This is a genomic window from Streptomyces sp. SID10853, from assembly GCF_010548145.1.
Classification (GTDB): Bacteria; Actinomycetota; Actinomycetes; order Streptomycetales; family Streptomycetaceae; genus Streptomyces.
In genome coordinates this window covers 1-14,158 of record NZ_JAAGLN010000185.1, presented here as the reverse complement: position 1 = coordinate 14,158, position 14,158 = coordinate 1, and the positions used below count along the sequence as shown (strand labels likewise).

General features: G+C 68.6%; 12 protein-coding genes. 5 read left to right on the top strand and 7 right to left on the bottom strand.

The genetic code is table 11. The features are described 5' to 3' along the window. The 3 genes from G3I19_RS27045 to G3I19_RS27035 all read right to left on the bottom strand — a co-directional run. On the bottom strand, nt 1-1,087 hold a 1,087-nt coding region (locus G3I19_RS27045; RefSeq protein WP_343235220.1), incomplete at its 3' end, for an AAA family ATPase. A gap of 215 nt (nt 1,088-1,302) precedes the next feature. Then, entirely contained in the window at nt 1,303-1,929 is a 627-nt protein-coding gene (locus G3I19_RS27040; protein ID WP_164266324.1) for an NUDIX hydrolase, read from the bottom strand. 84 nt (nt 1,930-2,013) lie between these two features. Further along, nucleotides 2,014-3,672 (bottom strand): CTP synthase, encoded by a 1,659-nt coding sequence (locus G3I19_RS27035; RefSeq protein ID WP_164266323.1) that lies wholly within the window; start codon nt 3,670-3,672, stop codon nt 2,014-2,016. 447 nt (nt 3,673-4,119) lie between these two features. Between G3I19_RS27035 and G3I19_RS27030 the strand changes: the two genes are divergently transcribed. The 3 genes from G3I19_RS27030 (at nt 4,120) to G3I19_RS27020 (ending at nt 8,135) form a co-directional block, all read left to right on the top strand. Continuing rightward, a complete protein-coding gene (locus G3I19_RS27030) occupies nt 4,120-5,922 on the top strand; it encodes a glycoside hydrolase family 15 protein (protein WP_164266322.1) in 1,803 nt (600 codons plus the stop codon). A 217-nt stretch (nt 5,923-6,139) separates the two neighbouring features. Beyond that, nucleotides 6,140-6,445: a hypothetical protein gene (locus tag G3I19_RS37730; RefSeq protein WP_239074858.1), complete on the top strand. Its 306-nt coding sequence runs from the start codon at nt 6,140-6,142 to the stop codon at nt 6,443-6,445. Nucleotides 6,446-6,821: 376 nt separating this feature from the next. Beyond that, complete coding sequence (locus G3I19_RS27020; RefSeq protein ID WP_239074857.1) at nt 6,822-8,135, top strand: LysR family transcriptional regulator; 1,314 nt, start codon at nt 6,822-6,824, stop codon at nt 8,133-8,135. Between the two features lie 3 nt (nt 8,136-8,138). Here G3I19_RS27020 and G3I19_RS27015 read toward each other — a convergent pair whose 3' ends face one another. Continuing rightward, nucleotides 8,139-8,459 carry a hypothetical protein gene (locus G3I19_RS27015; RefSeq protein ID WP_164266321.1) on the bottom strand — a complete coding sequence of 107 codons (321 nt, stop codon included), beginning with the start codon at nt 8,457-8,459 and terminating at the stop codon, nt 8,139-8,141. Between the two features lie 82 nt (nt 8,460-8,541). Between G3I19_RS27015 and G3I19_RS27010 the strand changes: the two genes are divergently transcribed. Beyond that, on the top strand, nt 8,542-8,844 hold the full coding sequence (locus tag G3I19_RS27010) for a hypothetical protein (protein WP_164266326.1): 303 nt from the start codon (nt 8,542-8,544) through the stop codon (nt 8,842-8,844). Nucleotides 8,845-9,283: 439 nt separating this feature from the next. Here G3I19_RS27010 and G3I19_RS27000 read toward each other — a convergent pair whose 3' ends face one another. From G3I19_RS27000 to G3I19_RS26990, 3 genes are read right to left on the bottom strand one after another with little or no spacing between them, the layout of a single operon-like run. Then, complete coding sequence (locus G3I19_RS27000; RefSeq protein WP_343235219.1) at nt 9,284-10,213, bottom strand: NADP-dependent oxidoreductase; 930 nt, start codon at nt 10,211-10,213, stop codon at nt 9,284-9,286. Then, nucleotides 10,210-10,671, bottom strand: a complete 462-nt coding sequence (locus G3I19_RS26995) for a cupin domain-containing protein (protein ID WP_164266319.1) — start codon at nt 10,669-10,671, stop codon at nt 10,210-10,212. The genes G3I19_RS27000 and G3I19_RS26995 overlap by 4 nt, the downstream gene beginning before the upstream one ends. Nucleotides 10,672-10,685: 14 nt before the next feature. Next, complete coding sequence (locus G3I19_RS26990) at nt 10,686-11,639, bottom strand: helix-turn-helix domain-containing protein (RefSeq protein ID WP_164266318.1); 954 nt, start codon at nt 11,637-11,639, stop codon at nt 10,686-10,688. Nucleotides 11,640-12,939: 1,300 nt separating this feature from the next. Here G3I19_RS26990 and G3I19_RS26985 point away from each other — a divergent pair. Next, nucleotides 12,940-14,158: PucR family transcriptional regulator ligand-binding domain-containing protein (locus G3I19_RS26985; protein WP_164266317.1), on the top strand; the 1,219-nt coding region annotated here is incomplete at its 3' end.

Here is a 14,158-nt window from a genome sequence, read left to right as displayed (position 1 = left end):
TGTGCTCTTCCGATCTCCGCTCCAGCAGCCGCGCCCTGGCCAGCTGCACCTCGCCCGGCCGGTCCTGGGCCTCCAGCAGCGCGCGGAGCAGCGGGGCGAGACAGCCCGGCACTTCGAACTGTCCGTCCTGGCAGGGGCGCAGCAGCCCGAGCCCGGCGAAGTCCTCCAGCGTGGACCGGGCCGCCGAGACCGAGCAGCCGGCCAGTGCGGACGCGGTGTGCGCGTCGGCCAGGCCGGCCGGGGCGAGTGCGAGCAGCCGCAGTATCCGGGCGGCCGGCTGCGGCAGTGACCCGTACACGAAGCGGAAGGCGCGGGCCAGTGGACGGGCGGCCGCGGGCTCGTCGGCCTCGTCGGGCAGGTTCCTGAACTGCTGGGCGACATCCGCGACCGACAGCTTGGGCCGGGCTGCGAGCCAGCCGCCGAGCAGCACCAGGGCGGCCGGCTGCCCGCCGCACTCCTCGGACAGCGCCTCGGCGGTCCTGGGGTCCACGGTGATACGGACCGCGCCGGCGAAGTGACCGAGCAGCTCGACCGCGGAGCCGGTGTCGAGACCGCCGAGCGTGCAGGGCCTGACATCGGGGATGCCGGTCAGCGGGCCGGTGGAGACGGCCACGACCAGTGAGCGCGAGACATCGGGGAGGAACGGATCGACCTGGGCCGCGTCGGCCGCGTCGTCCAGGACGAGCAGCACCCGGCGCCCGGCCACTGCCTCGCGCACCAGCTCGGTGAGGTCGTCGTCGGCGGCGCCGGCCGGAGCCGGCACTCCGAGGGCGCCGAGCAGCTGACGGGCGGTCTCTCCCGCGGGCACCGGGTCGCCGCCGGGCGTGGTGAGCCGGGCGTTCAGGACCCCGTCGGGGTAGTCGGCGGTGAGCTGCCCGGCCAGTTCGGCGGCGAGTGCGCTGCGCCCCGATCCCGGTTTCCCCGCGATGAGCAGCACCCGCGGGCGGGAGCCCTTGCGGCCGGCCATGGTGTCGAGACCGGCCCGTTCGATGTCGGCGCGCAGCGCCTTCAACTCCCGCTGCCTGCCGAAGAGATGACCGGCCGTCCGGCCGGCGTCCGATGTCGTGACCCGGTCGACCGCGTCCACCGCCTGATCCGTCACGGGCTCGCTCCGTCCGCCTGCGCACCGGCCCGCCGGGGGCCCGGACGGGACGGTGCCGAGCGTAGTTCACGTATCCAGACGAACCAGGCGGGGCGGGGCTGGCGCAGTAGGCATGTCCCTCAATCGGATCAACCGATCATCGGATCAGCATCCGGAAGAGGTGGACTCGCAGCGCCTTGCTGGGTACTGCTGCCCCGCTGTTACGCCTCGAAGGGGCGGGCGGGCCACGGCGCGTCGGCCGGGCGCAGCGCGTCGAGGCCGTCGCCGTTCAGCGCGGCGGTGAGTGCCAGGACCCCCACCACCAGGCAGGTGTTGTGCAGCTCTCCGGCGAGCGCGCCACGGACGAGCTCCGCGGGCTCGACCCGGGCGTGCTCCATGTCCGCCTCCTCCTCGGAGACCTCGAAGCGCGCGCCCTCGGCCTCGGAGACCTCACGGGCGAGGAAGATCCGTACGGCTTCGTCGCAGCCGCCCGGCGTCGGGTAGACATCGGCGAGCACCCGCCAGTCCTCGGCCTTGACGTGTGCCTCCTCGTAGAGCTCGCGCTGCGCCGCGTGCAGCGGGTTCTCGCCGGGGATGTCCAGCAGCCCCGCCGGGATCTCCCAGAGCTTCTGGCGTACGGGGTGGCGGTACTGGCGCAGGACGATGACCTTGCCCTCGTCGTCCAGGGCGAGGACGGCCACCGAGCCGGGGTGGACCTGGTAGTCGCGGTGCACGACGGTCCCGTCCGGCATCACCACGTCGTCGGTGCGGACGCTGGTCTTGTTCCCGGTGAAGGGGGTGGTGGTCGCGGTGACCTGCCACTCCTCGGCGGTGTCCCTGATGGCCATGGAAGCGTCCTCTCAAAAGCGGAAACCGGGACGGGGGCTCATGAGAACCCCGCCCCGGTCAACGGTAACGCCCGTGTCCGCGTGCTACTTGCCGGTCTTGCGGGCCACCGCGGCCTTGACCAGGCCGGCGAAGAGCGGGTGGGGCCGGGTGGGCCGGGAGCGCAGTTCGGGGTGGGCCTGGGTGGCCACCAGATAGGGGTGGACCTCGCGGGGGTATTCGACGTACTCGACGAGCTTGTTGTCGGGGCTGGTTCCGGAGAACACCAGAGCGGCCTTGGTCTCCAGCTCCGCACGGTAGGAGTTGTTGACCTCGTAACGGTGACGGTGGCGCTCCTCGACGTACGGCTGGTCCTCGTACGCCTCGCGCACCAGCGAACCCTCGGCGAGCTTCGCCGGATACAGCCCAAGCCGCATCGTGCCGCCCAGATCACCCGCGCCCTCGACGTAGGCCAGCTGCTCCTCCATCGTGGAGATCACCGGATGGGCGGTGGCAGCGTCGAACTCGGTGGAGTTGGCGTCCGGGATACCCGCGACGTTCCGCGCGGCCTCGATCACGATGCACTGCAAACCCAGGCACAGACCCAGCAGCGGCACACGGTTCTCCCGCGCGTACTGGATCGCACCGACCTTGCCGTCGACCCCCCGCTCACCGAACCCGCCCGGGATACAGACCGCGTCGACATCCCCGAGCTGCTTCCGCGCACCCGCCTGGGTCCGGCACTCGTCGGACGTCACCCACTTGACCTTGACCCGCGCCCGGTTGGCGAACCCACCCGCCCGGATCGCCTCCGTCACCGACAGATACGCGTCCGGCAGATCGATGTACTTCCCCACCAGGGCGACGGTGACCTCGTGGTCGGGGTTGTGGACCCGGTCCAGCAGATCGTCCCAGGTCGACCACTCCACATCACGGAACGGCAGATCGAGCTTGCGGACGACGTAGGCGTCAAGTCCCTCGGTGTGCAGCACCTTCGGAATGTCGTAGATCGACTTGGCGTCCACACACGCCACCACCGCGTCCTCGTCGACATCACACATCAACGAGATCTTCCGCTTGATGGCCGTCGGGACCTCACGGTCGGCCCGCAGCACGATCGCGTCCGGCTGGATACCGATGTTCCGCAGAGCCGCCACCGAGTGCTGGGTGGGCTTGGTCTTCAACTCGCCCGAAGGACCGATGTACGGCAGCAGCGAGATATGCACCACGAACACATTGTCCCGGCCCACCTCATGACGCACCTGGCGCACCGTCTCCAGGAACGGCAGCGACTCGATGTCACCGACCGTCCCGCCGACCTCGGTGATCACCACATCCACATCGTCCGTGGCCATCCGCCGGATCCGGTGCTTGATCTCATTGGTGATGTGCGGAATGACCTGCACCGTGTCACCGAGATACTCGCCCCGCCGCTCCTTGGCGATGACCGTCGAGTACACCTGCCCCGTCGTGACGTTGGCGGAACCGTCGAGGTCCACGTCGAGGAAACGCTCGTAGTGGCCGATGTCCAGGTCGGTCTCGGCGCCGTCGTTGGTGACGAACACCTCACCGTGCTGGAACGGGTTCATCGTGCCCGGGTCGACGTTCAGGTACGGGTCGAGCTTCTGCATCGTGACCCGCAGGCCGCGGGCCTTGAGAAGCGCACCAAGACTGGAGGCGGTCAGACCCTTGCCGAGGGAAGAGGCGACACCCCCGGTGACGAAGATGTGCTTGGTCGTCGCGGATGCTGAGTTGCGGGCCTGCATGGCCAAGAGGGGGCTCCCGTGGTCGCGATCTGGAGTGCGTACCGGCACGAGCCCCGGAGACTTCCGGAGGTGCCGTCGCTGCGGTTCGGGGCGTAATGACCACCGGTCCACGGGCCACCAGGGTATCAGCGACCGCGGGCGACTGCTTCCGGCCACGCACAGCACCGTCTCCGCCACACACAGCTCAGCCTTCACCGGAAGGTCGCAACCCGGTCACCCAACACTCACCCGTTCGGACCAGCCACGTTGCCGGGCAGGTCATGCGGATCACCTGGGTGCGTCGTATCCTGCTCGGACACTCGCTGCCGAGACGGCCGGAAGCCGGCACCACCCCCGCCCGTTCTCCGGAACACGCGCCCGCCGGCGCTCGTCAGCTAATTCAAAGAGCCCTTGACTGCAACACAAGCGCCCCGAGGGGCGACGTGGCCGTTCGACTGGAGATTGCACGTGGCCGGGCGCATCGAGGATTACGCACTCATCGGAGACATGCAGACCGCTGCCCTGGTCTGCCGGGACGGGACGGCCGACTGGCTGTGCCTTCCCCGCTTCGACTCGCACGCCGTCTTTGCCGGACTCCTGGGAACCGAGGAAAACGGTTTCTGGCGGCTGGGACCCGCACATGCCCCATCGGCATGCCCGCCGGTCGCCGACCGGCGCCGCTACCGCGGGGATTCACTGATCCTCGAATCGGAGTGGGACACGCCACGCGGCACCGTCCGTGTGACGGATTTCATGCCGCCCCGTGACGGCGCCCCCCAGCTGATCCGCATCGTGGAAGGGGTGAGCGGGCGTGTCCCGATGCGCTCCACCCTCCGGATGCGGTTCAGCTACGGGCGGGTGACGCCCTGGGTCCACAAGGTGGACGGGCGTACGGTCGCGGTCGCCGGACCGGACTCGGTCTGGCTGGACACCTCGGCCGACACCTACGGCGAGGACCTCACGACGTACTCCGACTTCACCGTCGGACCTGGCGACAGAATCGCCTTCACCATCAGCTGGGAGCCCTCGCACAAGGCCCCGCCCGCGCTCCCCGAGCCCGAGAACTCGCTGGTGGCGACCGAGGATTTCTGGCGCGACTGGGTCGACCAGTGCACGTACCACGGCCCCTACCGCGAGGCCGTGGTCCGCTCGCTGATCACGCTCAAGGCGCTCACCTACGCGCCGACCGGCGGCATCGTCGCCGCGCCGACGACCTCACTGCCCGAGGACATCGGCGGCTCCCGCAACTGGGACTACCGCTACACCTGGCTCCGCGACGCGGCGATCACGCTGTCGTCGCTGCTGCGTACCGGCTACCGCGAAGAGGCCCGCGCCTGGCGCGAGTGGCTGCTGCGGGCGGTCGCGGGCGACCCGGAGAACCTGCAGATCATGTACGGGATCGCCGGCGAGCGCGAGCTCGGCGAGGCGGAGCTCGACTGGCTGCCGGGCTACGAGAACTCGGGCCCGGTCCGGGTGGGCAACGGCGCGGCAGGACAGCTCCAGCTGGATGTGTACGGCGAAGTCACCGAGGCCCTGCACCTCGCCCATATGACAGGTCTCGCCCGCAGCGACTACGCGTCCCTGCTCCAGCTCAAGCTGATCCGGTATCTGGAGGACCACTGGGACCAGCCCGACGAGGGCATCTGGGAGGTGCGCGGGCCGCGCCGCCACTTCGTGCACTCGAAGGTGATGGCCTGGGTCGCCGTCGACCGGACCATCAAGCTGATCGAGTCCGGGGACGCCGACGGGCCCATCGAGCGCTGGCGCGAGCTGCGCGACGACATCCACCGCGATGTCTGCGAGCGGGGCTACGACAAGGAACGCAACACGTTCACACAGTCGTACGGCTCGAAGGAGCTGGACGCCTCCCTGCTGCTCATCCCGCAGATGGGCTTCCTGCCGCCCGACGACAAGCGGGTCATCGGCACCGTCGAGGCCATCCAGCGCGAGCTGTCCACACCGGACGGCTTCGTCCTGCGCTATCCGACGACGGGCGGCTCCGCGGGCGTCGACGGCCTGGAGGGCGACGAGGGCGCCTTCCTCGCCTGCTCGTTCTGGCTCGCCGACGACCTGGCGATGATCGGACGGGTGGACGAGGCACGCAAGCTCTTCGAGAAGCTGCTCGGGCTCCGCAACGACCTCGGTCTGCTGGCCGAGGAGTGGGACCCCAGGCTCCAGCGCCAGGTGGGCAACTTCCCGCAGGCGTTCAGCCATGTACCACTGATCGACACCGCCCTGCGGCTCACGGCATCGGGGGCCTACGGGGGATGACCCGCTGTGGGATCCCAGATCCCCTGTCCTTTTCCCACCGGCGGTGTCCACCGCGCGGTAAATAGACAGGGGGATGGGATTCATGCCCCGTGAGCGAGTAGTTCCACTCTTTGTGTACAGGACCGCCCCGGTCGTCATCTGCGTGCGTGGCCGGGGCAGTTCCCCAGCGTTCGGCGGCCGACGGGGCCGCCTCGGGAATCGCGGGGTTGGTGGTCCGATGAGTACAGCGGTGGCAGCACCGGTACGGCTGAGTGTCCGGCGTGGTGACGAGGCCGTGGTGGAGGACCTGGAGTGGTCGTCGGTGCCGCTCCGGCTGCTGCAGGAGGCTCGGCCGTGGCGCACGTTCCGCTGGTTCAAGGGACAGCAGCACTATTCGGGCACGTACTGGTCGGCCACCATGGGCGACCACGTGATCTACGAGTCGCGGCTGGAGCTGGGGCGGCTGTTGTTCGCCGACTTCGCTCGACAGCTGGCTGGAGGCCCTTGCCCGACGCTCGTGGACGTCCTTTTCTGCCCTCCTTGAGGCTCTCGGCCTACCCGTCTATGAGCGCACCCACCGCCTTCTCGTCGCCCCATCGTCCGAGATGCTCCGTCAGCTGGATGTCCAGACCGGGATTCCCCTGGGGCACCTGGATCAGACCGTCATTCCGCCGGGTCTTGTCGGCCGTTACGCACCTCGCCGGCGGTTCTGCCCCCAGTGTCTGCGCGAATCGGACGGACGCTGGCTCACGCGCTGGTGGCTTCCCTGGTCCCTGGCCTGCGTCAAGCACGAGGCACTCCTGAGTGTCTGCCCGAGCTGCCTCAAGGAACCGCGCGAGTTCTTGCCCAGGCCAGTCCACGTCAACGCCCCCGGGTGCTGCTTGCGCCCCACCGGTCAGCGAAGCATCTGCGGAGCCGACTTGAGCGCCCTCCCCGCTCTGGAGCTCGAACAGGGGCACCCCCTCGCCCAAGCCCAACTCGAACTCGACCGCTTCACGATCACCAGGACCACGAACACAGGCTCCGTCTTCACACATGCGGAAGAGTGCCTCGACCGGCTGACGCAAGCGATGTCGAACCCAGCCCCTCCGGCGCTGGGAAACCTTCTCGGAGAAGCATGGGAGCGCCTGTTCATCACGACGCCAAACGCCCTTACCGAGTTCGCCGCCTGGCGACTGCGCGAGCGCGGAAGCAAAATCCTCACCCGCGAGCTCCTCCGGCAGGAGTACCAGCAGGACGGAAAGCCGCTTCGCCAGATCGCTGAGGACTACTCGTTGCCTCGTAAGTACGTGGTTCAGCGAGCCAGGGAACTCGGCATCCCTGTCTATCGCGGGAAGCGGCCACACATCTTCGACGACGAGTGGCTCCGCGATCAGTACGTCAATCGGGCCCGCTCCGCTGATGACATCGGCCAAGAGCTAGGAACGAAAGGTGATGTCGTCCGCCGACGACTCGATCACCTCGGAGTCCCGCGCCGGCTGTTCGGCGTTCACAGCTGGCCGATCATGAATAGGAAACTAGACAGTTCCGTCCCAGTCGACATCCGGAAAGTGACGGAAGGGAACTTGCACGGATGGCTCCGCCTGCGGCGCTTCCAGATCCTCATGGTCTTTCCTACGCTCACGACCGCCGCCACTTACCTCAAGGTCAGACCCAGCGCGCTCACCGGGCAGTTCAATCGTCTGGAAGTCGACCTCGGCGCTGAACTGTTCCACCGCTCGGTTCGCCATGCAGCCCAACACCCAACCAGGCGCGGAGCTTCGCTGCTGCGAGATATGAATGATCTACAGGTTCAGGATCTCATGCGTGAAGCTCTCGGACCGAAGTTCGAGCCAATGCCCAGCCGCGCTGAAATCGAATCTGCGGAGGCGGCGGCCGATGGCATGGATGCGCAATTGACCTACCTGGATTCCGACCTACCAGCACTCACTCACTTCCATATCCCTCCGACCATAGCCCCTTTGCTGAAACACCTCCTTGAATGCGCTGGTCAGGAGACCTACGCGGTGCACATTCAGAACCGCACCGGCATGTCTCGCGCCACCATCCAGAACCAGCTCGAGCGCTTCGCTGAAGCCGGCTGGCTCACCGCTCGCAATGAACCCCGTGAAGAACGTCCGCACGGTGGCCGATGCCGCATCTACTACTCGCTGACCGCACCAGCTCGTCAGATCCCGATCCTGGAAGAACGGCTTCATGTGGAACAACATCGGCTCGCAGTTCGGAGCAGATGACGCTCAGCAGCCGGGCTGACTCGACTTGCTTGTCTCACGGCACGCCTTGTTGGCTGCCCAGCCGAGCATGGCGGTCTGCACCTTCTCCTGGGAGATGGTCCGAGTCTGATAGTGCTCGGCCGCCACGCCGTCCCGGAATTCGAGTTGGTACGTGTTGTCGTCGCGCAGCAGTACCTGGACATACCAGCTGCCCTCCATACCCTCCTCCACGCGTTCCAGGACCAGGTGCGCGTTCCCGTGCTGGAGGTTGGCCGGCATCCTGCCTATCGCCGGTTTCGTGGGCTTCTTCACCACGCGCCCCGCCTCGTCAGTTGCAATCAGCATGGCGTGATCCTCCAACACGGCTCTGACATCAACTCGACGAGTAGCCAGAGGGCTCCGCCATCATGGTCTGGTGACGACATGGATGCGCTGCCATTGGGACGAGGAAGACGTCTGGCTCTACTTCGAGGTCGACACCGAAGGCTGGGTGACCCGGCAGATCGAGCTCGAAGGGCCTGCGCTGACCCCGGTCGCAGCAGCCTCCCTCGCGGAATGGCAGCGGGCCTACGACGCAGGCCGCCTCGACGAGTACGACAGCAGGTTCGGGATCACAGCAGAACTGCCCGTCTCGGAGTGGGAAGGTCATGATCCGGAGCAGCTGACTTCCGAGGAGTTCGAGGAGGTCTGGGACTCAGCTCGTCAGCGGATCACTGCCCGGCCATCATGACTTCCGAAGCGGGCGTGAGAAAATGCCGTCTGCCCCACGACCATGACCCGATGGGCCAAGCTGCACGGCATCCCCGTGACCAAGGTGAACGAACACACCCGCCCCGAACTTGCGCAGTTGGCCGCTCAGGCCAGAGAGGCACCGGAAATCCTCCGTCCTGCCTTCACGGGGCCCGGCGCATGGGACCGCCTCCGCGAGTTTGCCGCAGTGTCACGCTGTTGGACGCTCAAGGAAGCCGCCGAAGCACTCGGAACCCACCACACGGCCCTGATCACGAGAGTTGGAAGACCGGGTCGCGAGATCGGACACCCACTTCTCACTCGTACAACCACGGCATCACCGATGAAACCGACCCAGATCGGTGAAGCCGTAGTCGCAGCCATCCACGCCACGGGCCACGGGGCCACGGATGGCTACCTGCCGACCTACAGGACACGCCCTAGCTCGGCCCGGCTTGGCTTCCGGCCATGGCGATGACCAGTTTGCCGCCCTTCGGGCGCTGCTCGCGCTCCAGCTCCGTCAGGGCGGGAATCGCCTCGGCCAACGGGACCGTACGGGCGATGGGCAGGCGCAGGGTCCGGGCCACCTCCTCCAGGTCGGCGGTCACCGGTCGGCCCATCATCGCCCGGAACGGGCCGGGCAGTGCGCTTCTGATCATTTTGGCCGGCGTTGGGACGATGTCGACGATGGTTCCGCCGGGCTTCAGCAGTGTTCGGGCCGCGGCGAAGGGAAGCATGCCGGGCGTGTCGAGGACGAGATCGAACCGTTCCGCGAGGGCGGCCGGGTCGAAGCCGAAACCCACGACCGGCTCGACGCCGAGCTCGTGGGCCTCGTCGGCCGCAGGGTTGCGGCAACTGCCGGCGACCGAGGCTCCCCGCGCCCGGGCGAACTGGACGGCGGCCCGGCCCACCCCGCCCAGGCACCCGTTGACGAAGACCGCCTGCCCGGGACGGACCTCCGCCGTGGCCTGGTAGGCGGTCACGCCCACGGTCGGCAGCGCGGCGGCCTGCTCGTACGAAAGGTCCACCGGTTTGAGCACGACCGCCTTCTCCGGGACCGTCACCATCTCGGCGAACGCCCCCGCCTGCCGGAAACGAGCCCCGCCGAGTACCGCGTCGCCGGCCTTCAGGCGGGTGACGCCGGCGCCGACCGCCTCGACGACTCCGGCGAAGTCGTGCCCCATCGCCCGGGGAAAGGAGCGACCGGTCATCAACTTCATCTCGCCGTTGCGCATCTTCCAGTCCAGCGCGTTGGAAGCCGCCGCTCGGACGCGGACGAGAACCTCGTCCGGACCCGGGCGTGGTGGCTCGAACTCAGCGAGCCGCATCACCTCCGGGCCGCCGTAGCGGTCGTATTGAAGGCGCTTCACGAGGCGTATTCGTTCGAGATCTCGGTGGCGTAGTTCTTCCAGAGCGGTTGCATGGTCTCGGCGTTGACCGGCTGCCCGGAATCGATCATGGCCTTGAAGTCGCGGAAGTACTGCACATACAGGTCCGGCGTGAAGGTGTTCAGCATGACCGCGTTCTCGTCGCCGACGTTGGCGAACGTGTGCGGCGCCCCGGTCGGCACGATGACCCAGGTGCCCGGCCCGGCGTCGTATTGGTCGTCGCCGACGGTGAACCGGAAAGTTCCCGCCAGCACGTAGAAGCCCTCGTCATGCTGGGCGTGGCGATGCTGCAACGGGCTCGGGGTGCCCGGCGGAATGGTGACCTCGGCGAACCCCAGCCGGTGGTCGGTGTGCTCGCCGTTCTCCAGGATGCGGATCTGCTGCGCCCCGCTGCCGAGGATCTCGCCCTCACCGGGGCGGACGATGTTTACCTTCGCCACGACTTCTCCTATTGCTATTGCCTGCCTTGGTCACCACCATCCTTGTCCGGGCCGGCTGTGCGCGTCTTGGTCGTCTGTGCACGGTTGCTGGTAACCAGTGCACGGGCGTTGTAGCCGTACGTCGCCTTGAAGAGCTTGCTGAAATGGGTGGGATCGGAGAATCCCCACCGGGCGGCCACGGCGGTGACCGTACGTCCGCTTCCGGTCAGCTCGGCCCGGCAGCGCTCCAGGCGGCGACAGCGGATCAGGGCCGCGACGGTGAGCGGCTGGTCCTCGAACAGCTTGTGCAGCCGGCGTACGGATATGTTGTGGGTGGCGGCGATGCCGGGCGGGGACAGATCGGGATCGGCCAGCCGGGTCTCGATGTAGCCGGCGATCCGGCTCCGCAGCCACTCGTCCGGGGCCGGTTGTTCGTCGCCGAGCCGGGCCTCCAGTGCGACCGCGATCAGCTCGACGACGGCCGCCGCCGACCGCAGCGCCTCCGCCTCGCGGAACTCGGTCGCCGACCACGCCGACTCCCGGGCCAGCACGGAGACGAGCGCGCCCGGGCCGTGGCTGCCGTCGATGCGTACGCCGATGAGCCGGTCGATCTGCGCGGGCCGGATCCGAAGCTCCCGGCGCGGAACCAGGATGGTGACGTGCGCCGCGGCGGTGCTCTCGAACCGGAGCGTACGCGTGGGATCGAGCAGTACCAGGTCGGTCGGCCCGAGTTCGGCGTCGCCGCGCCCTTGCTCGATCCGCGTCCGGCCCCGGATCATCACCTTGACCGCCAGGTTCTCGCCGTCGGAGGCGTCGCGCTCCCGCCCGATGCAGGCGCTCTCGGGCGTGTTGAGGGAGACCAGCCGCAGCGGCCCGAGGTCACGGGTGGCGATCCCGCCCCGGAAGCTGGCCCCGGCCAGCTTGTTGATCAGCGGCGGAAACCCGCTGGCGGCCAGCTCGTCCTGGAACGACTCAAGGTTGCCGATCACCGGTCAATGATAACGGCGACACTTCTGCTCAGGCACGGTGTTCGGCGGGGGGTTACAGCGGCGCCGGTCCGCATCTGCTCTACCAGGCTCTGGTGCACGCGGTGGACGGCTCAGTCGCGCCGGCGACCGACGGCCGAACGGTGAGCGCAGCACCGATATCGGAATCGGTGGTAACCGCCGCGATGGACTTCGAGATGTGTTCATGCTCGTTGGCGATCAACTGGAGTCCGCTGGTGGACGGGGCTGTGACGGCCAGCCTGCCGACACCCATAACCGCCGGCCGGGTACCGGGTTGCGAAGCCCCGTCGTCTTGAGCGCCGGCCGGTAACGTCTGGTGAGCACCACCGCAGTCACCACCGCAAAGAACGCGGCAGCGAGGATCGCGCGTGGTTTTCGTGATCGCATGAATGAGTGTCTCTTTTGCCGGTCAGCCTAGCGTTATGCGTGCATATGCGTGCACGATGCTGGGAAGCCGGGAATGGGAACGGCACCGACCCTCGGACCGATCGGACCTGCCGATCTGCGGTCGGCGGTCGGCGGTCGGCGGTCGGCGGTCGGCGGTCGGCGGTCGGCGGCATCGTTTCGACGTTCGAGGCCGGTCACTCGGTGTAACCCCGCGCGGTCTGGTGAGGTGGGTGAAAGCGGGACTCTGTTCAAACGGCGTGGATGTCGATCAGCGGAGCCGGTCGATTGTTGAGCTCGCGGGATCGCGCTCACCAGCCCGGAACGCAGCTACTACCGCTCAGAAATCATCATCGCCGCCATCGTGTTATGGCTGCGTGCCGACCTACAGGACACGCCCTAGTCCATACCAACCGTCGCCTCAATGGGGCCTGGACCCAGCGCTACGAACACGGCGTTCCCGTCAGTGACCTTGAACCCGTCGAGGTCGATGGCACGACCGGGACGCCGGCCCATTTCAAGCCGGACGAGTCGCTGGGTTCGGTGCCCCTGCCGGAGGATGCCGATCTTTCGCGCCTGGCCACAGCCTGGCCTCATCTAGAGGTTCAGGTCAATGACAAGCGGCTGCGGCGTCACGGGCCGAGGTCCGCCGACTGGAGCCGCCATCAGTGAGCGGCCGTTGGCTCTTCCGTTCGCTGAGGAAAATGACACGAAAGCGGGACTGTGTCACTGACACGACCGCGGAATCCGGCCTGAAAGTGCAGGTCACTGCAGCTCCAGAGGACACGGCTCGCCGGAACCTACACCCGCGGGTCCCAGGACCCGCGGGAGCAGCACGGTCCGGCCCCCCGAGGCCGGACCGGTGACCTGCGACACGCTTCGGGTAGCGTCCCGCCTCATGGAGAACCAGGGCGGAATCACAGTGCAGCGGGCGCTTGAGCTGCCGGGGCTGCGCGGGGGGCTGCCCGAGGTCGTCGCGGGCGCCGACCGGCTCAGCCGTACCGTCCGGTGGGTGCACGCGGGTGAGGTGCCGAACATGGCCTCGCTGCTCAAGGGCGGCGAGCTGCTGCTCACCACCGGGCTCGGGCTCGGCACCCGCCCCGCCGAGCAGCGGGCGTTCGTGCGCCGGCTCGCCGACCGGGGTATCGCCGCGCTGGTGGTGGAGCTCGGCCCGCGTTTCTCGCAGCTGCCGACGACGCTCGTGGAGACCGCGCGGGCGGCGGGGCTGCCGCTGGTCCAGCTGCACCGCGAGGTGCCCTTCGTCTCGGTGACCGAGGAGGTCCACACCGAGATCGTCAACGGTCACTACGCGCTGGTGCAGCGCGCCGATGAGGTGCACCGGCGATGCACCCAGGCGCTGCTCGGCGGTGGCGGGGTGCCGCAAGTGCTGTCGGTCCTCGCCGAGTTCACCGCCAACCCGGTCTTCCTGGAGACCCCCGACGGTCAGCTGCTGTACGCCGCGGGCGAGGGCGAGCCGCTCCAGGTGTGGGAGGGGCTGCGCGGACACCGGCCCGCCGGCGCGGTCCTGGTGGATGTGCCGGGCGGCGGCTCGGGCACCGGTTCGGTGCGGGCCAGGCTGGCGCTCCTCCCGGTGTCGGCGCCGCTGGCCCAGGTGCACCGGATGGCCGCCGAGCGGACCGCCGGGATCCTCGCCGTCGTGCTGATGCAGGCCCGGCAGGAGGAGGAGCTGGCCGCGCGTGGACGCGGTGACTTCCTGACCGATCTCGCCGAGGGACGGGTATCCGCGCACGACGCGCCAGCGCAGGCCCGGGTCCTCGGTTTCCGGCCGGGTGACGGACCGCTGCTGCCCGTGGTGATGCGGCTGGCGGCCGAGCTGTCGCCGTCGGGCAACTGGGCGGTGCTGGCCCGCGCCGTCCTGGAGGAGCTGACCTCCGTCGGGGCGCCGGTGCTCCTGGGCGTACGCCCCGTGGAGGGCCGGGTCCCGCTGCTCCTCGCCCTGCGTACGGAGTCGGAGCGCACCGCCGTGGCCGACCGGGTGGCCGTCGCGCTGCGGGCCGGTGTGGCGCGTGCGGGTCTGGAGCGGGCCGGTGCGCATGCGCCGATCGTCGTGGTGGGAGTGGCGGGCGGCTGGGCGGCGGCATCGGCCGGGCTGCGGC

What these genes read in the sequence shown, in the direction of transcription:
- G3I19_RS27010 (WP_164266326.1), top strand. Translation starts at nt 8,542, where the DNA reads ATGCGCTGCCATTGGGACGAGGAAGACGTCTGGCTCTACTTCGAGGTC.
- G3I19_RS27040 (WP_164266324.1), bottom strand. Translation starts at nt 1,929, where the DNA reads ATGGCCATCAGGGACACCGCCGAGGAGTGGCAGGTCACCGCGACCACC.
- G3I19_RS27015 (WP_164266321.1), bottom strand. Translation starts at nt 8,459, where the DNA reads ATGCTGATTGCAACTGACGAGGCGGGGCGCGTGGTGAAGAAGCCCACG.
- G3I19_RS37730 (WP_239074858.1), top strand. Translation starts at nt 6,140, where the DNA reads ATGAGTACAGCGGTGGCAGCACCGGTACGGCTGAGTGTCCGGCGTGGT.
- G3I19_RS27035 (WP_164266323.1), bottom strand. Translation starts at nt 3,672, where the DNA reads ATGCAGGCCCGCAACTCAGCATCCGCGACGACCAAGCACATCTTCGTC.